The 25,297-nt window shown below is 71.3% G+C and carries 24 protein-coding genes; 20 read left to right on the top strand and 4 right to left on the bottom strand.

Translation table 11 applies throughout. The features are described from left to right. Positions 1-64: 64 nt before the first annotated feature. The 7 genes from ACYVF7_RS04865 to ACYVF7_RS04895 all read left to right on the top strand — a co-directional run bounded on the left by ACYVF7_RS04865 (position 65) and on the right by ACYVF7_RS04895 (position 5,459). On the top strand, positions 65-1,273 hold the full coding sequence (locus ACYVF7_RS04865; protein ID WP_460335473.1) for an efflux RND transporter periplasmic adaptor subunit: 1,209 nt from the start codon (positions 65-67) through the stop codon (positions 1,271-1,273). Then, entirely contained in the window at positions 1,270-2,013 is a 744-nt protein-coding gene (locus ACYVF7_RS04870) for an ABC transporter ATP-binding protein (protein WP_460335476.1), read from the top strand. The genes ACYVF7_RS04865 and ACYVF7_RS04870 overlap by 4 nt, the downstream gene beginning before the upstream one ends. Further along, the gene (locus ACYVF7_RS04875; RefSeq protein ID WP_460335479.1) at positions 2,010-3,272 is read left to right on the top strand and encodes an ABC transporter permease; all 1,263 of its coding nucleotides are present in this window, start codon (positions 2,010-2,012) and stop codon (positions 3,270-3,272) included. The genes ACYVF7_RS04870 and ACYVF7_RS04875 overlap by 4 nt, the downstream gene beginning before the upstream one ends. Positions 3,273-3,288: 16 nt before the next feature. Continuing rightward, a complete protein-coding gene (locus ACYVF7_RS04880; RefSeq protein ID WP_460335482.1) occupies positions 3,289-4,065 on the top strand; it encodes a hypothetical protein in 777 nt (258 codons plus the stop codon). Between the two features lie 35 nt (positions 4,066-4,100). Further along, positions 4,101-4,547, top strand: coding sequence for a hypothetical protein (locus tag ACYVF7_RS04885; protein WP_460335485.1), 447 nt, complete (start codon positions 4,101-4,103; stop codon positions 4,545-4,547). 223 nt (positions 4,548-4,770) lie between these two features. Continuing rightward, on the top strand, positions 4,771-5,145 hold the full coding sequence (locus ACYVF7_RS04890) for a type II toxin-antitoxin system RelE/ParE family toxin (protein WP_460335488.1): 375 nt from the start codon (positions 4,771-4,773) through the stop codon (positions 5,143-5,145). 86 nt (positions 5,146-5,231) lie between these two features. After that, positions 5,232-5,459, top strand: a complete 228-nt coding sequence (locus ACYVF7_RS04895) for a helix-turn-helix domain-containing protein (protein ID WP_460335491.1) — start codon at positions 5,232-5,234, stop codon at positions 5,457-5,459. A 43-nt stretch (positions 5,460-5,502) separates the two neighbouring features. On the opposite strand, the gene ACYVF7_RS04900 is transcribed toward ACYVF7_RS04895, so the two are convergent. Both ACYVF7_RS04900 and ACYVF7_RS04905 read right to left on the bottom strand, forming a co-directional pair. Further along, positions 5,503-6,957, bottom strand: a complete 1,455-nt coding sequence (locus tag ACYVF7_RS04900) for a serine/threonine-protein kinase (RefSeq protein WP_460335494.1) — start codon at positions 6,955-6,957, stop codon at positions 5,503-5,505. A 118-nt stretch (positions 6,958-7,075) separates the two neighbouring features. Further along, positions 7,076-8,956 carry an N-6 DNA methylase gene (locus ACYVF7_RS04905; protein ID WP_460335497.1) on the bottom strand — a complete coding sequence of 627 codons (1,881 nt, stop codon included), beginning with the start codon at positions 8,954-8,956 and terminating at the stop codon, positions 7,076-7,078. A gap of 170 nt (positions 8,957-9,126) precedes the next feature. On the opposite strand from ACYVF7_RS04905, the gene ACYVF7_RS04910 reads away from it, so the two are divergent. Continuing rightward, complete coding sequence (locus tag ACYVF7_RS04910) at positions 9,127-9,612, top strand: DUF4352 domain-containing protein (RefSeq protein ID WP_460335500.1); 486 nt, start codon at positions 9,127-9,129, stop codon at positions 9,610-9,612. 15 nt (positions 9,613-9,627) lie between these two features. Here the strand turns inward: ACYVF7_RS04910 and ACYVF7_RS04915 are convergent, their stop codons facing one another. Next, positions 9,628-10,779 carry an NADH-quinone oxidoreductase subunit D gene (locus ACYVF7_RS04915; protein WP_460335503.1) on the bottom strand — a complete coding sequence of 384 codons (1,152 nt, stop codon included), beginning with the start codon at positions 10,777-10,779 and terminating at the stop codon, positions 9,628-9,630. Between the two features lie 174 nt (positions 10,780-10,953). Between ACYVF7_RS04915 and ACYVF7_RS04920 the strand changes: the two genes are divergently transcribed. The 3 genes from ACYVF7_RS04920 to ACYVF7_RS04930 all read left to right on the top strand — a co-directional run bounded on the left by ACYVF7_RS04920 (position 10,954) and on the right by ACYVF7_RS04930 (position 14,250). Then, positions 10,954-11,619 carry a PH domain-containing protein gene (locus tag ACYVF7_RS04920; protein ID WP_460335506.1) on the top strand — a complete coding sequence of 222 codons (666 nt, stop codon included), beginning with the start codon at positions 10,954-10,956 and terminating at the stop codon, positions 11,617-11,619. Beyond that, a complete protein-coding gene (locus ACYVF7_RS04925) occupies positions 11,616-13,064 on the top strand; it encodes a PH domain-containing protein (RefSeq protein WP_460335509.1) in 1,449 nt (482 codons plus the stop codon). The genes ACYVF7_RS04920 and ACYVF7_RS04925 overlap by 4 nt, the downstream gene beginning before the upstream one ends. Positions 13,065-13,317: 253 nt before the next feature. Then, the gene (locus tag ACYVF7_RS04930; RefSeq protein ID WP_460335512.1) at positions 13,318-14,250 is read left to right on the top strand and encodes a cytochrome P450; all 933 of its coding nucleotides are present in this window, start codon (positions 13,318-13,320) and stop codon (positions 14,248-14,250) included. Between the two features lie 19 nt (positions 14,251-14,269). Here ACYVF7_RS04930 and ACYVF7_RS04935 read toward each other — a convergent pair whose 3' ends face one another. After that, positions 14,270-15,277 (bottom strand): SAM-dependent methyltransferase, encoded by a 1,008-nt coding sequence (locus ACYVF7_RS04935; RefSeq protein ID WP_460335514.1) that lies wholly within the window; start codon positions 15,275-15,277, stop codon positions 14,270-14,272. A 90-nt stretch (positions 15,278-15,367) separates the two neighbouring features. Between ACYVF7_RS04935 and ACYVF7_RS04940 the strand changes: the two genes are divergently transcribed. The 9 genes from ACYVF7_RS04940 (at position 15,368) to panD (ending at position 25,196) form a co-directional block, all read left to right on the top strand. Beyond that, a complete protein-coding gene (locus ACYVF7_RS04940) occupies positions 15,368-16,576 on the top strand; it encodes a sensor histidine kinase (RefSeq protein WP_460335517.1) in 1,209 nt (402 codons plus the stop codon). Next, positions 16,573-17,256 carry a response regulator gene (locus tag ACYVF7_RS04945; protein ID WP_460335519.1) on the top strand — a complete coding sequence of 228 codons (684 nt, stop codon included), beginning with the start codon at positions 16,573-16,575 and terminating at the stop codon, positions 17,254-17,256. The genes ACYVF7_RS04940 and ACYVF7_RS04945 overlap by 4 nt, the downstream gene beginning before the upstream one ends. Before the next feature lie 140 nt (positions 17,257-17,396). Then, positions 17,397-18,161, top strand: a complete 765-nt coding sequence (locus ACYVF7_RS04950) for an ABC transporter ATP-binding protein (RefSeq protein WP_460357791.1) — start codon at positions 17,397-17,399, stop codon at positions 18,159-18,161. A gap of 1 nt (position 18,162) precedes the next feature. Then, on the top strand, positions 18,163-20,673 hold the full coding sequence (locus ACYVF7_RS04955) for an ABC transporter permease (RefSeq protein ID WP_460335522.1): 2,511 nt from the start codon (positions 18,163-18,165) through the stop codon (positions 20,671-20,673). Between the two features lie 164 nt (positions 20,674-20,837). Next, positions 20,838-21,149, top strand: a complete 312-nt coding sequence (locus tag ACYVF7_RS04960) for a chaplin (protein ID WP_460335526.1) — start codon at positions 20,838-20,840, stop codon at positions 21,147-21,149. Between the two features lie 181 nt (positions 21,150-21,330). After that, complete coding sequence (locus tag ACYVF7_RS04965; RefSeq protein WP_460335529.1) at positions 21,331-22,248, top strand: Rossmann-like and DUF2520 domain-containing protein; 918 nt, start codon at positions 21,331-21,333, stop codon at positions 22,246-22,248. Next, the gene (panC, locus tag ACYVF7_RS04970) at positions 22,245-23,108 is read left to right on the top strand and encodes a pantoate--beta-alanine ligase (protein ID WP_460335532.1); all 864 of its coding nucleotides are present in this window, start codon (positions 22,245-22,247) and stop codon (positions 23,106-23,108) included. The genes ACYVF7_RS04965 and panC overlap by 4 nt, the downstream gene beginning before the upstream one ends. Before the next feature lie 126 nt (positions 23,109-23,234). After that, entirely contained in the window at positions 23,235-24,710 is a 1,476-nt protein-coding gene (locus ACYVF7_RS04975; RefSeq protein ID WP_460335535.1) for an MFS transporter, read from the top strand. Between the two features lie 60 nt (positions 24,711-24,770). Further along, on the top strand, positions 24,771-25,196 hold the full coding sequence (gene panD, locus ACYVF7_RS04980; protein ID WP_460335538.1) for an aspartate 1-decarboxylase: 426 nt from the start codon (positions 24,771-24,773) through the stop codon (positions 25,194-25,196). Positions 25,197-25,297: the final 101 nt, after the last annotated feature.

Here is a 25,297-nt window from a genome sequence, read left to right on the forward strand (position 1 = left end):
ACTCTCATCGTTTTCTTATCTTCGGATTAGGGGAATTCAACCTCGCGCCGCCAGCTTGTGCGGGGTGAAACGTCTACTCAGGCGCAGATCCCTCGTGGTCAACGGCGCGCTCGGCGTGCTTCTGGTCACCGGCATCGGCGTCGGATATCTCTCGCTGACCGGCGGAGACGACTCGGCGGGGGCGTCCGCCCTCACCCGTACGACGCGGGTCGTGCGCGGCACCGTGGTCTCGTCGGTGTCGGCCTCGGGATCGGTGGACAGCGCCCGGAGCCGGTCGCTGTCCTTCACCACCTCCGGCACCGTCGCCAAGATCTATGTCCAGGCCGGCGACAAGGTCTCCAAGGGCGAGCTGCTCGCCCTCCTCGACACGACCTCGGCCGAGGAGAACCTCAAGTCCGCCAAGGCGAACCTCAGCGCCGCCGAGGACGGCGACACCTCCAGCGCCTCGGGCTACTCGTCGTACGTCTCGGCGAAGAACGCCTACAACCAGGCCGTCCGTGCCCTCGCAGGCACCGAGCTGCGCGCGCCCTTCTCCGGGACGGTCGCCACCCTGAACGGCACGGTCGGCGGCTCTTCCAACGGCTCCGGCTCGTCTTCCTCCAGCTCGCAGAGCTCCGGGTCCGGCTCGTCGGGCGGCCCGTCCGGTGGCGGCAGTGGCGGCTCGTCGTCCTCCTCCACGAGCAGCTCGTCGAGCAGTTCCTCCGGGAGCGGCTTCATCGAGCTGGCCGACCCGAAGAAGCTCAAGGTCACCGGGGAGTTCACGGAGGCGGACGCGATCAAGTTGAAGGCCGGTCAGCGCGCCACCGTCTCCTTCGACGCGCTCAGCGGCGTGACCGCCACCGGCAAGGTGACCCAGATCGACATGTCGCCGACGACCAGCAACAACGTCGTGCAGTACGGCGCCACCGTCACCCTCACGAAGATCCCGGGCTCCGTACGGATCGGCCAGACCGCGACCGTGCAGGTCACCACGGCCACGGCGCAGAACGTCCTGTACGTCCCGACGGCGGCCGTCCGGTCCGTCGGCGGGCAGAGCACGGTCACCGTCCTCCAGAACGGCAAGCCGGTGATCAAGCCCGTCCAGACCGGCGTCAAGGGAACCCAGGGGACCGAGATCAAGTCCGGGCTGGGCGAAGGCGACCAGGTCCAGATCACGACGACGACCACCAGTACGAGCGGCTCGAGCGGCTTCGGCCGGGCCGGTGGCGGCGGCCTGGGCGGCGGCATCGGCGGCGGCGCGCCGGGCGGCGGTCCCGGGGGAGGACGGCCGTGACGCCCTGTCTCCCGGTCCTCGACGTCCGGGCGCTGACCAAGGTGTACGGCCACGGCGACACCGCCGTGCACGCCCTGCGCGGCGTGTCCCTCCGCGTGGAGCGCGGCGACTACGTCGCGATCATGGGGGCGTCCGGGTCCGGCAAGTCGACGCTGATGAACATCCTCGGCTGTCTCGACGTACCGACCGGCGGCCGTTACCTCCTCGACGGCACCGACGTCGGCGCGCTCGACGAACGCCGGCTGTCCATCCTGCGCAACCGCCGGATCGGGTTCATCTTCCAGTCGTTCAACCTGATCCCGCGGATGTCCGCGCTCGCCAACGTCGAGCTGCCCCTGGCCTACGGCGGTGTACGGCCCGCGGACCGGAGGCAGCGGGCCCTCGCCGCCCTGGACCAGGTCGGCCTCGCCGACCGTGTCGGCCACGAGCCGAACGAGCTGTCCGGCGGCCAGCAGCAGCGCGTCGCCGTCGCCCGCGCCCTCGTCACCGCGCCAGCGCTCCTGCTCGCCGACGAACCCACCGGCAACCTCGACACCCGCTCCACCGCCGACGTTCTCGGCATCCTCGACCAGCTCAGCCTCTCCGGCCGCACCATCGTGCTGATCACCCATGAGGACGAGGTCGCGGCCCGCGCCAAGCGCGTGATCCGGCTGGTCGACGGCGAGATCATCGAGGACCGCCGGCAGAGCAGAGTGGAAGGGCCGCCACCCGCAGCGTCGCTCGTGGAGGGCGTGCGGTGAGCGCCTGGGAGATCCTGCGGTTCGCCCTGCGCGGCCTGACCGCCAACAAGCTGCGCAGCGGGCTGACCATGCTCGGCATCCTGATCGGCGTCGGCGCCGTGATCATGCTGGTGGCGGTCGGGAACGGCTCCTCCGAGCAGATCAAGAACAACATCTCCCGGCTCGGCGCCAACTCCCTCACCGTCATGAAGTCGACGTCCGGCGGCGGCGCGGGCGGCTTCGGAGGCTTCGGCGGCATGCGGAGCCGCCAGCAGACCAACGGCCCGCGCACCCAGGCCCGCGACCTCACCGTCGACGACGCCAAGGCCCTGGTCGACCCGGTCAACGCCCCTTCCGTCAAGAGCGCCTCCCCGGTCACGACGTCCTCGTCCGTGACGACCACGTACGAGGGAACCAGCCACTCGATCAGCCAGTTCGTCGGGACGTACCCCGCCTACTTCGCCGCCGCGAACAAGGAGATCGCCCGGGGAGCGGCGTTCACGGACGACGACGTGACGAGCGGCCGGAAGGTCCTGGTGATCGGCCAGACGGTGGCCGAGGACCTGTTCGGCACCGTCGACCCGCTGAACAAGCAGGTCAACGTGGGAGGCACGCCGTTCACGGTCGTCGGCGTGCTCAAGGAGTCCGGCTCCTCCGGCATGCAGGACGCCGACGACGTCGCGATCGGCCCGCTCACCGCCGTCCAGCAGAACATCACCGGCTTCGGATCCCTGAGCTCCATCGTCGTGGAGGCCAAGAACTCCAAGGTCACCGACCAGGCCCAGAGCGAGATCACCGACATCCTGAACCAGCGACACGAGATCTCCGGATCCAACAGCGCCGACTTCCAGATCCTGAACCAGGCGAGCCTGCAGTCGGCGGTCAGCGCCTCCAGCCGGACGTTCACCGTGCTGCTCGGCGCCGTCGCGGCCATCAGCCTGCTGGTCGGCGGCATCGGCATCACCAACATCATGCTGGTGACCGTCACCGAGCGGACCCGCGAGATCGGCATCCGCAAGGCCATCGGGGCACCGAAGGGCGCGATCCTCGGCCAGTTCATCGCGGAGGCGACCGTGCTCAGCCTCCTCGGCGGCGTACTCGGAGTCCTGGTCGGCGTCGTCGGCAGCCTGTTCAAGGTCGTCGGCGTCCAGCCGGTGATCGTGCCGTCCTCGATCGCTCTCGCGCTGGGGGTATCGGTCGCGATCGGACTGTTCTTCGGCAGCTACCCGGCCAACCGCGCGGCGAAGCTGCGCCCGATCGAGGCCCTGCGCCATGAGTGACCCGAAGGAGAACCCCGTGAGCGGTCGCAGAACGTGGACGCCGTACGAGCATGCGGACGGGCCTCGGTCGTCATACGAGCCGGCGGATGCGTACGACGGGGCAGATGCGTCTCCGGCACCGTACGACGGATCGGACGCGTCCCGGGCGCCGTACGACGGGCCGGAGTCGCCCCCGGCCTCCGTGACTCGGGACGACATCCTCGCCGGCTCGCCGTTCGACGGCGACCTGGAGGCCGAACTCGGCAAGGTCCCGAAACGCCGGCGGCTCCCGGGCCTGACCGCCTACCTCGGCGCGGGCGCGCTGCTGGCGGCCGGGTTCGGCATCGGTGCCCAGGCCGACCGGCACTTCGGCCACCAGGCGACGACCACCGCCCAGGGCACCCGCGCGACGCCGGGCGGCGGCATGCCGGGCGGCGGGATGCCCGGCGTGGGCGGCGGCCGGGCGGGCGCGAACGGGACGTCCGGAGGCCGGGCCGGGACCTCCGGAGCTGCCGGAGCCGGTTCGGCCACCACCGGTTCGGCTACCACGGGCTCGGCTACCACGGGCTCGGCAACCACCGGCTCGGCAACCACCGGCACGGTCCAGAAGGTCGACGGCAAGACGATCTACGTCAAGACCGCGAACGGCGTCGTGCGCGTCAAGGTCACGGGCACGACCAGCCTCCGTGTGCTGCGCACCGGCCCGGCCTCCGCCCTCAAGACCGGCACCACCGTCGTCGTCCAAGGCACCCAGGCCACGGACGGCACCCTCACCGCCACATCCGTCACCCAGAACACGCCGGCCGGCGGCTGACGGTCCGGCGCAGCCCGATTCAAAAGGAGAAGAACATGATCACCAAGCAGACGACGATCCGACTGTTGGGCGGCACGGCCGTCGCCGGAACCCTCCTGCTCAGCGCCGCCTGTGGCGGCAGCAGCGACAAGGCCTCGGCGCAGACCGGCGGGCAGGCCGCCCAGGGCGGCCGCCCGAACTCCAGCGCCATGGCCGCTTACCGCCAGTGCATGGAGAAACAGGGCGTGAAGATGCCCAGCCGCGGCCCCGGCGGGCCTGGCGGCCAGGGCGGCCCGAGCGGCAGACCGACCGGCAGGCCGTCAGGCATGCCCACCAGCAGACCGACGGGAAAGCCGTCGGGCCGACCGAGCGGCATGCCGACCATGTCCGCGGCCCAGCAGAAGGCCGCGAAGGCCTGCGCCTCACTCCGCCCAGCGCCGGCCCCGGCGGTCCGGGCGGCGCCGGCGGTCAGGGCGCGAACCAGGGCGGATCCTGACCATTAGGCGCGCAGAATCAGCGCAAACCGTACTTGGTAACCGCGCTGAGCCGTGCCACCAGCATCGCAGTCCGCTGGTGGCACGGCCGTAGGTGGCCCGTTCTCAGCGGTCACCGGTTATCGCGACTGTAACTAAAAGTAGCTTCTTAATTGCTATGAGTATCGATCGAAGCCGGGGAGGGCTGGCGTTCATGTTTAGAGATAGCTAAAGTCGGAGAGGATGCGAGCGGATGGTCTGGGACATCTACCTCACGGATGAGGTGCTCAAGTGGCTGGATGATCTCGAAGGGATCGATCCGCGGTCCTACGAGTTAGTAGTCGCGGCGATCAGTCAGCTCGAGGAGAATGGCCCGGCTCTCGGCCGCCCGCTCGTCGACCGGATCCAAGGATCGAGGCTCCACGACCTGAAGGAGTTGAGGCCTGGCTCGGCGACATCGAGCGAGTTGCGCGTGTTGTTCGTGTTCGACCCTTGGAGATCGGCGATCTTGCTGATCGCCGGTGATAAGGCGGGCAGGTGGTCGCGATGGTACGCGGAGAACATCCCGCTGGCCGAGCGACTTTATGACCGATACCTCGGAGAACGGAAGAGAGAGGGGCGGGGCTGATGGATGGCGTGACGCGGTGGAGAGACACTAGGCACGGCAAGGCCGCCGCCGAGTCCGAGCGGATCGCTGCGCTCGGGGAGCAACTGATGGCCGAAGTGCGAGGCCACCAACTCGCCGAGGCCCGCAAGCGCCGTGGCATGACGCAGGCGCAAGTCGCCGAGATCATGGGCGTCTCGCCTGGCCGCGTGAGCCAGATCGAGAACGGACGCGTGACCGATGTAGGAACCGAGGTGCTCACCCGCTACGTCGAGGCGTTGGGCGGGACGCTGAAGATCGTGGCGAACTTCGGTGATGAATGGCTCGTGGTCGCGTGAGGTCCTGACCGCACCTCAAGCCGGCGAGCCGGGCTGATTGCGGTCAGTAGGTCGGCTGGCGTCCGGGATGCGCGGACATTGACGGGTGTTTCGGACCGGAGGCGTCCAATTGTGCGCGCAGGCGCAGGCGGCCCGGGTTGACGCCGGCGGCGTGCATGATGCCGCCGAGGAACAGGACCACCCAGAACAGCGCCGCGGGCGTCGAGGTCTGTCCATTCTTGTCGGTGGTCGTCAGGACGAGGACGCCGCCCGCCGCGGTCAGGACGACGTACACCACGGCGGCGATCAGCCACGGGCGATGCCGGTGCCGGATCCCGACGTACAGGAATGAGACCCAGGTGAGGAAGCCGAACGCCAGGGCCGGCGTCATCCACAGGCTGTGCAGGATCTTCCAGCCGACGCTGCGCTTCGACGTCGCCGCCTCGGGACTCGGCGGGTGAGCCGTTGCGTGATGGCCGACCGTCGGGCCCGGCATGTACATCGGATCCGGGGTGTGCGCGGAGCCCGGCGTGGGCATCGGGTGCGGGCCCCACGGCGATGCGGGACTCGGCTGAGGCGATGGCGATGGCGATGACCCATCGGCCCCGGCGAGACGTGCCAGCACACGGGCATGGAGGTGCATCCCGGTCGGCACGGGTCCCGCCGGGTTGACGTCACCCAGCGGATACGCGCCCTCGACGAACATCAGAAGTCGCTCGTAAACCTCGCGGGCGTCCTGTGGGCGTTGTCGCGGCTCCTTGGCGAGCAGCCGGCGCACCAGCTCCTCGAACGGGCGCGGAACGTCGGCGCGATGCAGCGGCGACGGCTCCTCCTCCAGGTGCATGTAGCCGACGGCGTGCGGTGAGGTCGCCGTGAACACCGGCTGCCCGGCGAGCATCTCGTACAGGACGCAGCCCAGAGCGTAGAGATCGGTGCGCGGGGTGGCGCGCTCGTTGCGCAACTGCTCGGGCGCCATGTACGCGGGCGTGCCCACGACCTCGCCGGTGCTGGTGATCCGGACGACCCCGGCGGCGTCCAGGATCGTCGCCACCCCGAAGTCCAGGACCTTGACCGTGCCGTCCCTGGTCAGCATCAGGTTCTGCGGCTTGATGTCGCGGTGCACCAGCGAGCGTTCGTGCGCGATCGCCAGCACCGAGCAGACCTGCGCCGCGATCGCCGCCGCCCACGGCACCGGCAGCGGTCCCTGCTCGGCGACCAGATCGGCGACCGTGCAGCCGTCGACCAGTTCCATCACCAGGAACAGGCCGTCCTCGGCCGAGCCCGCGTCGTGCACCGCGGGCACCCCGGGATGCAGCAGGCCCGCGGTGAGTGTCGCCTCCCGCGCGAAGCGGCGAACCAGCTCCCGTGGATCCGACCGTCGCGCGATCACCTCGTTGGTGAGCAGCTTGACCGCGACCCGTCGTTCCAGCTGCCGGTCGACCGCCTCCCACACCTGGCCCATGCCGCCCCGGCCGAGCGGGGCTGTCAACTGGTATCGCCCGCCGAGCAGCTGCGTCATTGGCACCCCTTCCGTATGGACGGGGATCAGTCTGACGTAGTCCGCAGCTCGGCGGGATCGAGAAGCGAACGCCGGCCGCAGGCGGTCCGTATCAGCCTCCGGTCGCAGGCGGCCCGTATCAGTCTCCGGTCGCCCGCAGATCGCCCTCTGCGATGCCGTCCGCGAGCAGCCGGGCCATCGCCTCGCCGAGCAGGGCGCTACTGCGCGCCGCGGACACGAACGCCTCCAGGCGCTGGAACGCCTCCCCGTACCGGCGCTGCTCGTCCAGCGGCAGACGCGGCACGCTCGCGCGGCGGACGTCCACCCGACCGCTCGTCGACGGCAGCGCCGACGACCGTACGTTCGCGGTGCTGTGCAGGACACCCGCGAGGAAGTACGGGTCGAGCACCTGGGGATCGACCCTGATCAGTGACAGTTGCGGGCCGAGCAGCGCGCCGCCGCGTTGTACCACCCGCGCCGCGAACCGGCGAGAGACGACCGTCACCACGATGTCCCCGCCACGCGTGACCATCGAGTCGGCCTCGCTGCTCGTGGGCACGACCACGCCGGTCGGCTCGCGCCCCTGGACCACGTCTTCGGCGGTGAGCAGTGGTCTCCCCGCTTCCACCCCGCTCGTCTCGCCGCGCGCCGCTGCCTGGTGGACGGTCAGCGCGCCGATGCGGGCCAGCTCCGTGACGGTCGTGACGGTCAGCTCCTGGACGTCGTTCACCGGCTCCACCTCGGGCATCAGCCCCGACAGCTTGCCGAGTAGCGCTGCCAGCCGTTCGCGCGTCTGGAAGAACTGTTCGGCCGGCTGCCCTGCGGACGCGGACAGATACCGGGCGGGGGTGACGTCGACCTCCTCGCCCAGCAGATCGATGATCGGCACGGATCGGCTCACCCCGGGCCGATTCACATCCCGGCCCGCCTGGAAGTCCCGCCAGATCCGGACGATCTCCGCGTCGTCCGCGCCGTCCACCATCAGCAGACCGACCGGCCGATCACCCGTCGGCTTGCGCAGCAGCCACAGATAGTGGCCGCCAGAAAGCGCGATCACCGCCTGAAGCGCGCCGCGACGCAGCAACTGGGTGCGCATGCGCCGCCCCGAACGGCGTCCCGCCGCCGCAGGCGGCATGAGCATGATGGCCAGCCCGCCGGGGTTGAGGTGCGCGAGCGCGTGCTGGGCCCACGCCAGCTCCGACTCCATCCGGGGCGGCAGCCCGTACTCCCAACGTGGGTCGGCGGTCAGCTCCTCGTAACCCCAATGCCGCTCGTTGAACGGTGGGTCGCACACCACCGAGTCCACGGCGACGCCGGTGAACGCGTCGCGCCGCAGCGAGTCCCCGCTGCGGATCTCGGCATGCACGGAACGCAGGGCCAGCCGTGTCTCCGCCAGCCCGGCCAGCGACCCGTCCCGCTCCTGCCCGTAAAGCCGCCGAGGTGCCCTTTCGTGCGCGGCCAGCAGCAGTGCGCCGGTCCCGCACGCCGGATCCAGCACCGACCGCGTGCCTGGATCGAGCAGCTCGGCCACCAGCCCGGCGACCTGAGGCGACGTCAGGGTCGGCCGTGGCAACTGGATCTCCAGGTAGCGCTCGACCAGGAACTCGAACGCCTCGGCGGCACCCCACGCGCCGGCCAGCTCCTCCACGGCCCGCAGAAGCGGCACCATTCCCTGGTCGATCTCCAGCTGCTTCGCGGCCGTCCGGTCGCTCAGCCCTTCGATCCGTGTGCCGCCACGCTGGAACGCGCCCACCTTCCGGATGGCCGTGCCCAGCTCCAGTTCGCCACTGGCCTCACGGAGGAGCTGCCACGCCCGTTCCTCCAACGGGACGTCGCCGATCTTGCCTTGCTCGCGTAGCCACACCTCGACCTGGACCAGCGAGAACACCGGACTGGCCGGGGTGCCGCCCGTCGGCTTCGGAAAGTCGGGATAACGGCGCCGCCAGTTGCTCACCGCGGCCCGGCTCACCCGCGCCACCCGGGCGATGTCCGACGTGGTCACGGTGGTGTCGTCTCGCACAACATCCCTCCTCACCGATGGCCTCCGAAGGTTACAGCCGGGTCTCGTGTCTGTCGACACAATCAAAGCGGTTGTGATTCGAGTTAACAGATGCTCTACTTGGCAACCAGTCACACAAGAGTCTGGTTTGTGACACCGGATTGCCCAGATGTGTTCACGGAGGTTCTGTCATGTCGTCCATCCCCCGAACGGGCTCGCTGCTCGCCGCCGTCGCACTGACCGGCACCGTGCTTCTGGCCGGATGCGGCACCGCCAAGAAAGATGAGGCCACGTCCACCGCGCCGCCCACGAGCGCAGGTCAGAAGCAGCAGAAGGCGGCCAAGCCCGTCCCGGTCAAGCTGACCGCCAAACGCGCCGTTCCGAAGAAGAACGCCCTGGCCGACGGCGCCCTCAGCTGCGTCAAGGTGACCGTCACCAACCAGTCGGCGAAAAAGGTCGAGGTGAACCCGCTGTACTTCTCGATCACCGACACCGGGGGCACCAAGCACGACGCCTCCGACGCGCTCGGCGAGTACGAGGGCGCGATCGACACGACGACGATCACGCAGGGCGAGAAGGCCACCGGGTTCGTGTGCGGCAAAGGCAAGTTCCGGGCCAAGACGATCGCGATGACCGACCCGCTGTTCACCAAGGCCGTCCGCGCCGAGGTCGGCTGACCTCGAGCCTGAGGGCTACTTGTCGATGTCGCCGACGACGAAGAACATCGAGCCCAGGATGGCGATCATGTCGGCGACGAGGTGGCCGGGGAGCATCTCGCGGAGCACCTGGATGTTGTTGAACGACGCCGACCGGAGCTTCAGCCGCCACGGGGTCTTCTCGCCGTGGGAGACGAGGTAGTAGCCGTTGATGCCGAGAGGGTTCTCCGTCCAGGCGTACGTGTGGCCCTCCGGCACCTTGAGCACCTTCGGCAGCCGTACGTTGATCGGCCCGGGCGGCAGCGCCTTGAGCCTGGCGCAGGCGTCGGCGAGGTCGAGGGAGGCGTGCACCTGGTCGAGCAGGCACTCGAACCGCGCCAGGCAGTCGCCCTCGGTGCGGGTGACGACGCGCAGGACGTCCCGCAGCTCCCCGTAGGCGAGGTACGGCTCGTCGCGCCGCAGGTCGAAGTCGACTCCGGACGCCCGGGCGATCGGGCCCGACACGCCGTACTGCTCGATCTGCTCGCGGGTCAGCACGCCGACGCCGCGCGTGCGGGCCCGGAAGATCTCGTTGCCGCTGATGAGCCGGTCCAGGTCGCCGATGCCGCGGCGTACGGCCTCGACGGAGTCGGTGACCCGGCCGAGCCAGCCGGCGGGCAGCTCCTCCTTCAGTCCCCCCACCCGGTTGAACATGTAGTGCATCCGGCCACCGGAGATCTCCTCCATGACACGCTGCAGCTGCTCGCGTTCCCGGAACGAGTAGAAGATCGGGGTGATCGCGCCGACCTCGAGGGGGTAGGAGCCGAGGAACATCAGGTGGTTGAGCACGCGGTTCAGCTCGGCCAGGAGCGTACGCGCCCACACCGCGCGGACCGGCACCTCCATGCCGAGCATCCGCTCGACCGCGAGGACCACGCCGAGCTCGCTGGCGAACGCCGACAGCCAGTCGTGCCGGTTGGCCAGCACGATGATCTGCCGGTAGTCGCGCACCTCGAACAGTTTCTCCGCGCCCCGGTGCATGTACCCGATGATCGGCTCGGCGGCGGCGATCCGCTCGCCGTCCAGCGTGATCCGCAATCGGAGCACGCCGTGCGTCGACGGGTGCTGCGGTCCGATGTTGAGCGTCATGTCCTCGGTGGCGAGGTCCTTGGTCCCCGCCCCTACGCCCACGATCCGCTCGGTGCTCACTGCCGCGCTCGCCTTCTCACTCGCTCCGCGGCCGGCTCGCCGCACTCGCCAGCTCTCGTGCCCATCAGCTCGCTGCGCTCGCGGGTCACCGACCACTCCACTCGCTCCGATCACCCATCGTGCCATGCGAGGTCTCGCGGAACGTGGCCCGGTTGGGGTTGACTTGGGAGCGACATGAATGCAGGCGATCAGTACCCCAATCAGCGCGAGGGACACGACATGCCGCCGGGCAGTCCGAGCATCCTGCCACCCGGCGCGTCCGCCGCGCCGCAGCAAGGGCTCCCCTTGCCACCGCCGCCCGCCCCAGCCGGCCCGCCGGGGCCCTCTCCGGTGCCGATCGGCGCCCGAGCGGAGCAGGCGTTCGACCCACCGGGCGGCATGACGTGGGCGCGGGTGTCGCCGCGGCTGACCTGGCATCGGCGCATCGCCGTGCTGCTGTGGGCGCTGCCGGTCACGATCGTCGGGGCCTTCGTGATGTCCCGGACGAGCGGCCTCGCCGGCGGGCTCGTCTGGCTCGCGCTGGTCCTGGTCGCCTGCGCGATGGGCTGGATCGTCGCCGAGCTGAGCTACCGGTCCTGGGGCTTCGCCGAGCGCGCCGACGACCTCCTGGTCACCCACGGCTTCTTCGTCCGCCACCTCGTGGTCGTGCCGTACGGGCGCATGCAGTACGTCGACGTGACCGCCGGGCTGCTCGAACAGTGGCTGGGCGTGGCGACCGTACGCCTGCACACCGCGGCCGCGGCCACCGACGCGCGCATCCCCGGCCTGCCCGCCCGTGACGCCGCGGTCCTGCGGGACCGGCTCGCGCAGAAGGGCGAATCGAGGTCGATCGGGCTTTGAACGGTCCCTACGGTCCAGGCCGGCCGCCGTACGGTCCGTCCCACATCCCGCGCCCGCAGTTCGGGCCGCCGATGTACGGGCCACCGCCGCCCGGATACGGTCCGCCGTACGGGCCGCCGCCCCGGCCGCCGGTGCACTTCTCCCAGGGCGTGCACCGGCTGCACATGGCCACCGTGGTGATCAACGCGGTCGGGGTCGTCGTCATCGCCTTCGTGCTCGGCGGCTACTCGCTGCTGGTCACCCAGACCACCAGCGGCATCGCGCTGGTCCTCACGCCCGCCGTGATCGCCCGCTTCCTGGTCGTGATGCTGCCGGTCAGCGCCATCGCGGCGGCCGTCGGCTTCTGGACGTGGTGGTCGCTGAAGTTCTGGATCGCCGGGGACGACCTGGTGGTCGAGACCGGCATCCTGCGCCGCCGCAACCGCCGGGTCCCGCTGTCGCACATCCAGGCCGTCGACGTCGTACGGCCGCTGGTGTCCCGCCTGTTCGGGCTGGCCGAGGTGCGGGTCGAGCTGGCCGGCGGCGACCAGGCCGAGACGAAGTTCCGCTACCTCGGGCGGGCGATGGCCGAGCAACTGCGGGCCGAGCTGCTGGCGCGGGCCGCCGGACTGCCCGGCCACACGCCCGAAGCGCCCGAACGCCCGTACTGGCGGGTCGGGTTCGGCGCGCTCCTCGGGTCGCAGCTGATGAAGCTGCCCGTCATCGGGGCCCTGCTGCTCTTCGTGGGGCTGCTGGTGTTCGGCGTCGTCTTCGGCGAGCTGGGCGTGCTGGCCGCCGCGCTGCCGGTGCTGCTCGGCCTGGCCCGCGGTGTGATCGCCCCGCTGGTGATGCACACCAACTTCAAGGCCGCCCTGTCGCCGGACGGCCTGCGGCTGCGGTACGGGCTGATGGAGACCCGGATGCAGACCGTGCCACCCGGCCGGGTGCAGGCCGTACGGGTCGTGGAGCCGTTGCTGTGGCGGGGGAGCGGCTGGGCGCGCATCGACGTCACCGTCGCCGGTTATGTCGGAGAACGCCAGGCGCTGTCATCGGTGCTGCTGCCGGTCGCGCCCCGGCACATCGCCATCCAGATGGTCGGCCTGGTCTTCCCGGGCACGAACCCCGAGGCCGTGCCGCTGCTGCCCGCGCGCCGGTCGTGGCTGGCGCCGTTCGGCGCGGGCGAGGCCGGCACCGACGACCGCCTCTTCGTCACCCGCCGGGGCCGCGTCTGCCGGCGGCTCGACGTGATCGCGCACGCGCGGGCGCAGAGCGTCCGCCTCACCGCCGGTCCGCTGCAGCGGCTGTTCGGGATCGGCACCGTCCACATCGACGCGCCTCCCGGACCGGTGCAGGTCGCCGCGGAGAATCGCGAGCTCGGCGAGGCGCGCGCGATCGTCGAGTCGGCCGCCGGCCGGGCGGACCGGGCCCGCGCCGCCGACGTCTCTACCGACAGGTGGGCCAGATGATCGATTATGCGCCCGGGGCGCCGGGGTTCGTGGCCGACCCGTACCCCGTGTTCGAGCGGCTGCGCCGTGAGTCGCCGGTGTTCTTCCACGAGCCGTCGGACCAGTGGGTCATCACCCGGTACGCCGACGTCAACGCGCTGCTGCGGGACCGGCGACTCGGCCGGACGTACCTCCACGTCGCTACGCACGAGGAGTTCGGGCGGCCGGCCCGGCGGAGTTCCTCGCGCCCTTCTGGGACCTCAACAACGCGGGCATGCTCGACATGGAGCCGCCGGACCACACCCGGCTGCGGCGGCTGGTGTCGAAGGCGTTCACCCCGCGCATGGTCGAGGACCTGCGGCCCCGGATCCGGGCGCTCGCCGAGGGCCTCGTGCGCGGCCTCGTCGAGCGTGGCGGCGGCGACCTGGTCGCCGAGATCGCCGAGCCGCTGCCGGTGACCGTGATCGCCGAGATGCTCGGCGTCCCCGAGGGCGACCGGCACCTGCTGCGGCCCTGGTCGGCGGACATCTGCGGGATGTACCAGCTCAATCCGTCGGAGGAGATCCAGCACGCGGCGGTGCGCGCCTCGATCGAGTTCTCCGACTACCTGCGCGACCTGTCCCGCGCCCGCCGGACGGACCCGGGCGACGACCTCGTCAGCGCCCTGTGCCAGGTCGACGGGCTCACCGAGGGCGAGCTGATCGGCACGTGCGTGCTGCTGCTCAACGCCGGCCACGAGGCGACCGTGAACGCCACGGGCAACTCCTGGTGGGCGCTGTTCCGCAACCCGGGCGAGCTGGAGCGACTGCGCGCCGACCACGGCCTGATCGGCACGGCCGTGGAGGAGCTGCTGCGGTACGACACGCCGCTGCCGCTGTTCGAACGCTGGGTCCTCGAGGACATCGAGGTCGGCGGCGTGCCCATCCCGCGCGGCGCCGAGGTCGCCCTGCAGTTCGCGTCGGCCTGCCGGGACCCCGAGGTGTTCGCCGACCCGGACGCGCTCGACCTGTCCCGTACGCCCAATCCGCACCTCGCGTTCAGCGCGGGCATCCACTTCTGCCTCGGTGCGCCGCTGGCCCGGGTGGAGCTGGCCGAGTCGTTCCGCGCGATCCTCGACCTCGCTCCGAAGCTGAGCCTCGCCGCGGAGCCGGAGTGGAAACCGGGCTTCGTCCTGCGCGGCCTACGGGCCCTTCACGTCGAGATCTAAGCCGCCTCCTGCGCGCCCCTCAGGCCGAGGTCCGAGCCGGTTCCAGGACCGTGGGCACGTCGATGCCGACGGTCTGTACCAGCCAGCCGAAGCTGCCGAGGCCTGCCGCGTCGATGAGCTCGGCGTCCTCGCCGGCGGCGCGCAGCGCCTGGATGTAGCCGCGCGGGTCGGAGCGGGCCAGTTCGAGCGGGGGACGCTCGCCGCGCAGGCCGAGGGCCCGCAGTGCCGCGCGCTGGGTGGTCAGCGTCGTGGCGGTCGCCCCGGCGTGCCGTCCCGCCTCGGCGCAGGCGTCCAGGGCGACGTGCGCGGTGATGTCGCAGGAGCCGTCGGGGATCGGAGCGACGCAGCGGCCGTCGCGGTAGCCGGTCAGCGTGCCGTACGGCGGGCGGTGGTCCCGCTCGTGCGCGTAGTCGATGGCCAGGGCCAGCCCGCCGCGAAGCCGTTCGAGGACGGACGCCCACGCGGCGCACCGGTGCCGGCCGATCTCCGCGCGGTCGCCGGGCTCGCGCAGCGGCCACCAGCGTTCGAGCCACTCGGCGTCCTCCGCGGCGGGCGCGGGGCCCGGCAGCTCGGCGCCGCTCCGCGGGTCGACGACCACGAGGCGGGGACCGTCGCCGGTCAGCTCGACGACGTCGAGGGGGACGTTGTCGAGCCACTCGTTGGCGATGACCAGCCCGGTGATCTGCTCGGGGAGGGCGGATCGCCACTCGATCGAGGAGTTCAGCCCGTCCGGGCGCGGGGCGACCTCGACGGCGACCGGGCGCAGCCGTCCGGCCAGGTCCGCGACGGGCAGGATCTCGGTGAGGAGCTCGCCGCACCCGGCCCCCACGTCGATGAGGTCGAACCGGGGCGGATGCCCGAGCGCGGCGTCGACCTCGACGATCAGCCGCGCCACGGCGAGCGCGAACCGGTGTGAGGCGTGCACCGAGGTCCGGAAGTGCGCGGCGGGCCGCTCGCCCCGCGTGTAGAAGCCCTCGGGCCCGTACAGCGCCCGCTCCATCGCCGTTCGCCACCCGACCTGACTCACGCCTTGACCGTACCGCGTGCGCCTCGCGGCGGAGACCGTGTCAGACCTTCGGCTGACGCGGTTCCCGATGGCCGAACGTACGCTGATGCGGTGTTCGTGCGTCTTTTCCGCTGGCTTCGGCGGCATCCCCGGCTCGTCGATCTGCTGTGGGCGTTGCCGGTCACCGGCACCTCGCTGAGCGTCGTCGAGACGTTCACCAACCCGCACATCGCCGGCCAGCGTCGCATCGCCTGGTACGCCTACCTGGCCCTCGTCGCGGCCATGTGCGTCCCGATGATCTGGCGCCGCCGGTGGCCGCGTGCGGTGTTCGCGTTCATCGCCTGCGCCGCGTTCGTGCAGTGGGCGCTCGACCTCCAGGTCGCGCCGGTGGACCTCAACCTGTTCGTCATGCTGTACCTGATCGCGGCCGAGTACGCGTTCGTCTGGTCGATCGCGGTGGCCGCCGTCGTCGAGCTCGGCGCGGTGCTCGCCGTGTGGCGCTGGTGGGTGGACCAGAACGCCGGCGACAAGTGGAGCACGCTGATCCCCTTCACGATCTTCGTCGGGGCGATCTGGGTGTGGGGGCTCTACGTCAGCACGCGGCGCAAGTACACCGCCGAGCTGGAGGAGCGCGCGAAGCGTCTGGAACGCGAACGGGACGCGCACATGCAGGTCGCGGCGGCGGGTGAGCGGGCGCGGATCGCCCGGGAGATGCACGACGTGATCGCGCACAGCGTCAGCGTCATGGTGGTCCAGGCCGACGGCGCGTCGTACATGGTGGACATGGACCCGGCCCGCGCGAGACGGGCGATGGAGACGATCGGGACGACCGGGCGGCAGGCGCTCACCGAGATGCGGCGCATGCTCGGCGTGCTCCGCGAGAACGACGACGCCGGCCCGTACGCGCCGCAGCCCGGCGTCGAGCAGCTGACCGAGCTGGTCGGCCAGATCCGCTCGGCGGGGCTCCCGGTCGACCTCACGGTCGAGGGGGTGCCCGCGGAGCTGCCCACCGCGCTGCAACTGACGGTCTACCGGATCGTGCAGGAGGCGCTGACGAACACCCGCAAGCACGCCGGACCCGCGGCCACCGCGGAGGTGAACCTCCACTACGGTGATGACGCGGTGGAGATCCGCATCCGCGACGACGGCCGGGGTGCCAGCGCCCCCTCCGACGGGCGCGGGCACGGCCTGGTCGGCATGAGCGAGCGGGCCGCCCTCTACGGAGGGTCGGTGCGCACCGGGCCGCGGACCGGCGGCGGATACGAGGTCTTCGCCCACCTTCCGGTGACCAAGCCCCGAGCGGAGACGAGTGCGGCATGACGGACGAGGCGACGCCGATCCGGGTGATGCTCGTCGACGACCAGGAGCTCGTGCGCGCCGGGTTCCGCATGGTGCTCGACGCGCAGCAGGACCTGGAGGTCGCCGGTGAGGCCGGCGACGGCGAGCAGGCCCTGCGCGTCCTCCGGCACACCACGGCGGACGTGGTGCTCATGGACGTGCGCATGCCGCGCATGGACGGCATCGAGGCCACCCGGCGGATCTGCGCGCTGCCGGACGCCCCGAAGGTGATCATCCTGACCACGTTCGACCTGGACGAGTACGCCTTCGCGGCGCTGAAGGCCGGGGCGGCCGGATTCCTGCTCAAGGACGCCGGGCCCACCCAGCTGATCGAGGCCATCCACGCCGTGTGCAGCGGCGACGCGGTCGTCGCGCCCAGCACCACGCGCCGCCTGATCGACCGCTTCGTGCCGCACCTGCCGGCCGAGGAGCCGGCGCCGGACGGCAGGCTCGACACGCTGACCGCCCGCGAACGCGAGGTGCTCCACCTCGTGGCCAAGGGCCTGTCCAACGGCGAGATCGCGAGCCGTCTCTACGTCTCCGAGGCGACCGTCAAGACCCATGTCGGGCGGATCCTCATGAAGCTGGAGCTGCGCGACCGAGTCCAGGCGGTCGTGTTCGCGTACGAGACCGGCCTGGTCCACAGCGGCACGTCCGACTGAGCAGCCCTGCGGTGTGACACCGCCGTACGACCCAGGTCTGACATACGGCGGACACGTCACCGAGAAAGCTGACGAGACGCTGTCCTGAGGTCCGATGGCGGATCCGCCGCCGAAATCTAGCTTCGTTCACGACATTCCGTATCAACGAGGAGTCAGTCGTGACAAGCACCGTCGTAGGCGCGCCACCCGCCGTCCTGGCCGAGAACGTGGTCAAGGAGTACGGCTCCGGAGAGGCCGCCGTCCGCGCCCTGCACGGGGTGAGCGTGGGGTTCGCCCGCGGCGCCTTCACCGCGATCATGGGTCCGTCCGGGTCCGGAAAGTCCACCCTCATGCACTGCCTGGCCGGCCTGGACACCGTGAACCAGGGCACGATCCGCATCGGCGACGTGGAGGTCACCCGGCTGTCGGACAAGCAGCTCACGCTGCTCCGCCGCGACCGGGTCGGCTTCATCTTCCAGGCGTTCAACCTGCTGCCCACGCTGACCGCCGAGCAGAACATCCTGCTCCCGCTCGAGCTGTCGGGCCGTACACCGGACCGCCGGTGGTTCGACCAGGTCGTCGACACCGTCGGGCTGCGACCGCGCCTGAGCCACCGGCCCAGCGAACTGTCCGGCGGCCAGCAGCAGCGGGTGGCGTGCGCGCGGGCGCTCGTCAGCCGGCCCGAGGTGATCTTCGCGGACGAGCCGACGGGGAACCTCGATTCCAAGTCCGGGGCCGAGGTCCTGTCGTTCCTGCGCTCCTCGGTGCGGGAGATGGGCCAGACGATCGTCATGGTCACCCACGACCCGGTGGCGGCCTCGTACGCCGACCGCGTGGTGTTCCTGCGGGACGGGCGGATCACCTCCGAGCTGTACGGCCCGACCCCGGACAGCGTCCTCGACGCGCTGAAGCGGCTGGAGTCCTGAGATGCTGAAGACGACACTGGCCGGGCTCCGCTCGCACCTGCTGCGCCTCATGCTCACCGCCCTCGCCATCACGCTCGGCGTGGGCTTCGTCGCGGGCACCTTCGTGCTCACCGACACGATGAAGGCCGGGTTCGACCGGCAGTTCACCGCCTCTGCCGACAAGGTCTCGGTGGCCGTCCTCGCAGGCGAGGACAAGAAGGTCTCGGAGACGACGCTGCGCGCGATCCGCGCCGTACAGGGCGTCCAGGACGCCCAGGGGCAGGTACGCGGCGACGCCCCGCTCCTCGGCAAGAACGGCCGGGTGTACGGCGACACGCCGACGGTGGGCATGTCGATGGCCACCGGGGCGCTGGCCCGCTACACGATCGAGAAGGGCCGCGCTCCGGCCGGCCCGGCCGAGGCCGTCCTGGAGAAGACGGTGGCCGGGCACACGGGCTACCACGTCGGCGACACGATCCGGGTGCTGGACAAGAAGAGCGTTCCGCACACGTTCACGGTGACCGGACTGGTCGACGTGGGCGTCGACCAGGAGATCGGCTTCCGCGGCGCCGTCGGCTTCACCGAACCGGTCGCCGCCGAGATGACCGGCGAGCGCGGTTACGTCGAGGTCGACGTCAAGGCCGCCCCCGGCGTCTCCGCCGAGGGACTGCGCACCGCCGTCGCCCAGGCGGCCGGATCGTCGTTCACCACGGTGACGAGCCACGGGCTCGCCAAGCGGCTCGCCGCCAGATCCGGCCTGGACGTCAACCAGATCGCGACGTTCTTCCTGGCCTTCGCGATCGTCGCGCTGTTCGTGGCCGCCCTCGTCATCTACAACACCTTCAACATCCTCATCGCCCAGCGGACGCGGGAGATGGCGCTGCTCCGCTGCGTCGGCGCGACCAGGGGCCAGGTCTTCCGGGGCGTCCTGATCGAGTCGGCGGTCGTCGGCCTGCTGGCCTCGGTCCTCGGCGTGATCGTCGGAATCGGGCTCGGGTACGGCGCGGCCCTCGTCTTCAACTCCGGGACCGGCATGCCGGGCGGCTCGCTGGTCGTCTCGGCCACCCCGTTCCTCGTCGGCGTCCCGGTGGGCCTCGCCGTGACCGTGCTGTCGGCCCTGATGCCGGCCCGCGCGGCGACGCGCGTGCCGCCGGTCGCCGCGCTCCGTACCCAGTCGGAGGGGCCGGTGCGGGGACGGGCCGGAATCATCCGCATCATCGTCGGCGCGCTGCTCACCGCGGCCGGAACCGGGGTGGCCGCCCTCGCGCTGACCACCAAACCGGGGCAGGGCCCCTTCCTCATGGTCCTGGTGGCGGGCGCACTGGTCTTCCTGGGCGTCGTCGCGCTCAGTCCGCTGCTCGTACGGGCGCTGAGCGGGATCGTCGGGGGGCTGCCCGCGCGGATCTTCGGGGTGCCCGGCCGCCTCGCCCTGGCGAACTCCCGGCGCAATCCCAAGCGCGCGGCGGTCACCACGGTGGCGCTGACGGTGGGCGTCACGCTGATGACGATGTTCTCGGTGGCGCTGGCGTCCGTACGGTCGACGGCGGACCACAGCCTCGCCCACCAGTACCCGGTCGACTACCAGCTGAGCGCGCAGACGAGCACGCGGGCGAGCGAGGACCGGCCGATCCCCGCCGGCGCCGTCGCGCGGCTGCGCGCCCAGCCGGACTTCTCGGCCGTCATCGAGGTCCACACGGCGTCCGCCAAGGTGAACGGGCAGGACGGGGATGTCGGGTCGATGACCCAGCGCTATCTCGGCCGTGATCTCAAGCCGACGGTCGCCTCCGGCTCGCTGGCCGACCTGCGACCGGGCGCCGTGGTGCTGCACCAGAACCAGGCGAGCGGGCTCGGCGCGCGGGTCGGCGGGACGGTGTCCCTGCAGACCCGCCAGGGCACCGCGACGCTGCGCGTGGTCGCGATCGTGTCGGGCGAGTCCATCCTCCCGGACGTCCTGCTCGACGAGACGGACTTCACGCGGTCGTTCGGCGCGAAGGGCCCGGACCGGGTCTTCCTGATCGCGAAGAAGGGGGTGTCGGCGACCACCTCGCGCGCGGCCGTCGACACGGCGCTCAAGGACTACCCGATCGTGCGGGTGGCCTCCGCGGCCGACATCAAGAATCAGCTGTCGGACGCCCTGGACCAGGTGTTCCTGATCGTCGCGGCCCTCCTCGCCCTGGCGATCGTCATCTCGCTGATCGGCATCGCGAACACCCTGACCCTGTCGGTGGTGGAGCGGACCCGGGAGTCGGCGCTGCTGCGGGCGCTGGGCCTGACCCGCAGGGGGCTGCGCCGGATGCTGTCGCTGGAGGCCCTGATCATCTCGGTGATCGGCGCGCTCATCGGCGTGGTGCTCGGCGCGGCGCTCGGCTGGGTCGCGATCTCCGCCGCCATCGACAACGCGGTGCTCGGTCTGCCGATCGGCCGGATCGTCCTGTTCCTCGTCCTGGCGGCCGTCGCCGGCGTGGTCGCGGCGATCATGCCCGGAAGGCGGGCCGCGCGGACGTCGATCGTCGAGTCGCTGGCCGCCGATTAGAGGCGGTCAATATCGACAGACGGCAACAATGCAGTCACTTATTGTAACGATGCGATTACGCCCAGGTAGATCCGCTTACTGTTACCTAGGAGTATCTGGATAACTACCGTACGTACCGGCCGCCCTCCGGGGCGGCTGTGAACCGAAGTACGGGAGGAACTCAGGTGCTCAAGAAACTCTCCGCGGCCGGGGTGGCCGCAGCCGCTGTCACCGGCGCGCTGCTGTTCGCCGCCCCCGCCAACGCCGGGATCATCGGCACGAGCGGCGAGGGAGGCGTCCTGTCCGGCAACCAGGTCATCGCGCCGATCACGGCCCCGATCAACGTGTGCGGCAACGCCATCTCCGTCATCGGCATCGCCGGTGCCGGCTGCAAGGGCGGCGCCTCGGTCGGCGGCGGCTCCGGCTACCACCGCCCGCCCTGCCACCACCACCGGCCGCCGTGCCACCGCCCCCACCGCCCGTGGTCGTCGTCCTGACCCGGTAGCGCCGAGCAAGCGTGCTCCGGCCCGCCCGCAGTGCCACCGGGCGGGCCGGTGCGCTTTGTCGATTCCGGCCGAAGGTAGTCTGTGGCGGCACCGTCCGGTACCCGCAAAGGACTGGAACGACTATGAGCGAGCAAACCCGGCCCCTCTCCACGCCTCCGCGGACGGAGGCCGGATGACCGTCTCCAACGACCGGCCGGGACGGCTGGCCGTCGGCGTGGTCGGCGTCGGCCGCGTCGGTTCGGCCCTCGGCCACGCACTCACCATCGCCGGTCACACGGTCGTGGCCGCCGCCGGCGTCTCCGACGCCTCACGCGAACGCGCGCAGGCGCGGCTCCCCGGCGTTCCGCTCCTCCCCGTCCAGGACGTCGTCGCCGCCGCCGACCTGGTCCTCCTCGCCGTTCCCGACGACGCGCTCCCGCCGCTGATCGCCGGGCTGATCGCCACCGACGTCAAGGTCGAGGGCAAGCTGCTGGCGCACACCAGCGGCCGGTACGGCGTCCGCGTCCTCGATCCCGCCACGCGCGTCGGCGCCCTCCCGCTCGCCCTCCACCCGGTGATGACCTTCACCGGGCGGCCCGACGACGTCGATCGGCTGGCCGGCATCTGCTTCGGCGTGACCTCGCCCGAGCCGCTGCGCCCCGTCGCCGAGGCCCTCGTCGTCGAGATGGGCGGCGAACCCGTCTGGATCCCCGAGGACCGGCGCGCGCTCTACCACGCGGCACTCGCCGGCGGCGCGAACCACCTCGTCACGCTCGTGGCCGAGTCGATGGACCTGCTGACGCGGGCGGGCGTCGAGGAGCCCGGCCGGATGCTCGGGCCGCTGCTCGGCGCCTCGCTCGACAACGCCCTGCGGCTCGGCGTGCGAGGCCTGACCGGGCCCGTGGTCCGCGGCGACGCCGGCACGGTCGCCGAGCACGTCACCGAACTCGCCCGCGTCTCGCCCGAGGCGCTGGGCGCCTACGTCGCGCTGGCCCGGCTCACCGCCGACCGCGCGCTGGCCGCCGGGCTGCTCCGAGCGGAGGACGCCGAGCGCCTGCTCGACGCCCTCGCGGGCGGCCGTGGAGAAGACACCGAGGGGAACCGGCCATGACACCCGTCATCGCTCGCTCGCGCGAGGAACTCTCCGCCGCCCGGACCTCCCTGCACGGGACCGTGGCGCTCGTGCCGACCATGGGAGCGCTGCACGAGGGCCACCGGTCGCTGCTGCGCCGGGCCCGCGAGGTCGCCGACGTCGTCGCGGTGAGCATCTTCGTCAACCCGCTGCAGTTCGGGCCGAACGAGGACCTCGACCGGTACCCCCGGACGCTCCCCGACGACATCGAGACGTGCGCCGCGGAGGGCGTCGATCTGATCTTCGCACCCACGGTCGACGTCATCTACCCGCCCACCGCGCTCGGCACGCGGGTCACGGTCGACTCCGGCCAGATGGGCACGATCGTGGAGGGCGCCTGCCGCCCGGGCCACTTCGACGGCGTGCTCACCGTCGTCCTCAAACTGTTCAACCTCGTCCGCCCCGACGCCGCCGTCTTCGGCGAGAAGGACGCCCAGCAGCTCGCGATGATCCGCCGGATGGTCGCCGACCTGAACGTCCCCGTCCGCATCGTCGGCGCCCCGACCGTACGCGAGGAGGACGGGCTCGCGCTCTCCAGCCGCAACCGCTACCTGTCCCCGGCCGAGCGCCTCACCGCCGTGTCGCTGTCCATGGCCCTGCGCGCGGGCGCCGACGCGGTCGACGACGGCCCCGCCAAGGTCGTACGCGCGGCGCGGACCGTGCTCGACGGGGCGATCGCTAGCGACCCGCCGCTCGAACTCGACTATCTCGTGCTCGTCGACCCGGAGACGTTCCACGAGGTCGACGACGCCCACACCGGTCCCGCCGTCCTCGCCGTCGCCGGCCGGGTCGGCGCCACCCACCTGATCGACAACGTCCCGCTTCACTTCGCGGAGTGACGTGAGACCGGTGAGGCGGTCCAGGGACTGATCCATCGGCGGCGGTGCAACCCGCCTCCGCCCGCCGGTGTTCCTCTAGCTGTCGGCTCCATCACGGACACGAGAGCGACAGACGAGAGGAAGGCGATGACCGAGCTCAACTCCCTCACCGCGGCGCGGGACAGGCCCGTGGCGGACCGGATGACCTCCCGGCAGCGGCTGATCCTGATTCTCCTGCTCGGCGCCCAGTTCATGCTCGCGGTCGACTTCTCGGTGCTCAACATCGCGGTGCCGGCCATCGGCGCCGACCTCGGTTTCAAGCAGAGCACCCTGCCGTGGATCGTCACCGGTTTCATGCTGCCCGCAGCGGGTTTCACCCTGCTGTTCGGGCGCATCGCCGACCTGTTCGGCCGGCGCAACCTCTTCCTGGCGGGCATGGTCCTGCTCGGCGGCGCATCGCTGGTCGGCGGCCTCGCGCAGTCGCCCGCCATGCTCCTGGCCGGACGCGCCGGGCAGGGGCTCGCCACCGCGATGGCCACACCTGCGGCGATGTCGCTGCTCACCACCTCCTTCCCCGAAGGACCGCTCCGGCAGCGTGCGCTCGGGCTCAACGGCACCCTGCTGACGGGCGGTTTCGCGCTGGGCTCGGTGCTCGGCGGCGCGCTGACCGAGTTGCTGAGCTGGCGCTGGGCCTTTTTGATCAACCTGCCGGTCGTCATGCTCATCCTGCTCTTCGCCCCGCGGGTCCTGCGCGACACCGGCGAGCGGACCCGCACCCGGCTCGACCTTCCCGGCGCGGTCACGGTGACCGGCGGCCTGGTGAGCCTGGTCTACGGGATCTCCGCGACCGAGCGGGACGGCTGGGCCGACCCCGTCGTCATCGGTTGCCTGGTGCTCGCCGCCCTGCTGCTGATCGCCTTCTGGTTCATCGAGCTGCGCAGCTCCAACCCGCTGGCGCCCGTCGGCGTACTCAAGCGGCCCTCCGTCCGGTGGGGAAACTTCGCCGGGTTCATCGTCATCGGCATGCCCAGCGCGGTCGTCTTCCAGATGACGCTCTACCTGCAGGACGTGCTCGGCTACAAGCCGCTCGCCGCGGGCCTGGCGTTCGGAGGGTCCAGCATCGCGGCCATCGTCGGCGGGCTCATCGCCTCGCGGGTGATCGGCGCCATCGGCGGCAAGCGGACACTCGTCACCGCCCTGACGATCCAGGGGCTGGGCCTCCTCGGGCTCCTGACCGTGGACCAGGGCGACACCGGCATCTACATCGTGCTCGCCGCGGTCGCGGTCGCGTTCTTCGGGCACGCCATGGGCCTCGTCTCCTACACGGTCATCGCCACCTCCGGACTGCCCGACGAAGAGCAGGGCCTGGCCACCGGGCTGAGCACGATGAGCCAGCAGATCGCCCTGACCCTCGGCACCCCGATACTGGCCGCCGTCGCGGCCCTCGGCGCCGGTACGGCCGCCGGGGGCGAGGCACGTGTCGCCGACACCCTCGACGGCATGCGTCTGGCGGTGCTCGTGGGCGCCGTGGCGAGCCTCGCCGTCGCGGCGCTCGTGGCCGCCCTCTTCCGCCCGCCGGCCGCGGCCCGGAACGATGAGCCGGCCGACGGCCTTGTAGGGTGAGCGGATCGCCCTTGACTTGCAGAAATCGCAGGCAGGGAGCCTAGGCCCGGGAGTGCCGCGATGTTCCGCACGATGTTCAAGTCCAAGATCCACCGTGCCACGGTGACGCAGGCCGACCTGCACTACGTCGGCTCGCTGACGATCGACGAGGACCTCATGGAGGCGGCCGACCTGCTGCCCGGCGAGCAGGTCCAGATCGTCGACATCGACAACGGCGCCCGCCTGGAGACGTACGTCATCACCGGCCCCCGAGGCAGCGGCGTCATCGGCATCAACGGCGCCGCCGCGCACCTGGTCCACCCCGGCGACCTGGTGATCATCATCAGCTACGGCACGATGACCGACGAGGAGGCCCGCTCGTTCCAGCCGCGCGTCGTCCACGTCGACCGCGACAACCGCATCATCGACCTGGGCACCGACCCGGCCGAACCGGTCCCGGGCACGACGACCGTCCGCGGCGACGCCGTGGAGGACGTCCCCGCCTGACGCGTGCGCGAACCGGTCGAGCGCGCCGTCCCACTGGGGGATCGGCTGCTCACGGCGAGGGCGGTCACGCCTCCCGTACCGCGTCGCTCACTGAAGAGGGC

The sequence above is a fragment of the Actinoallomurus acanthiterrae genome (genome assembly GCF_054775715.1).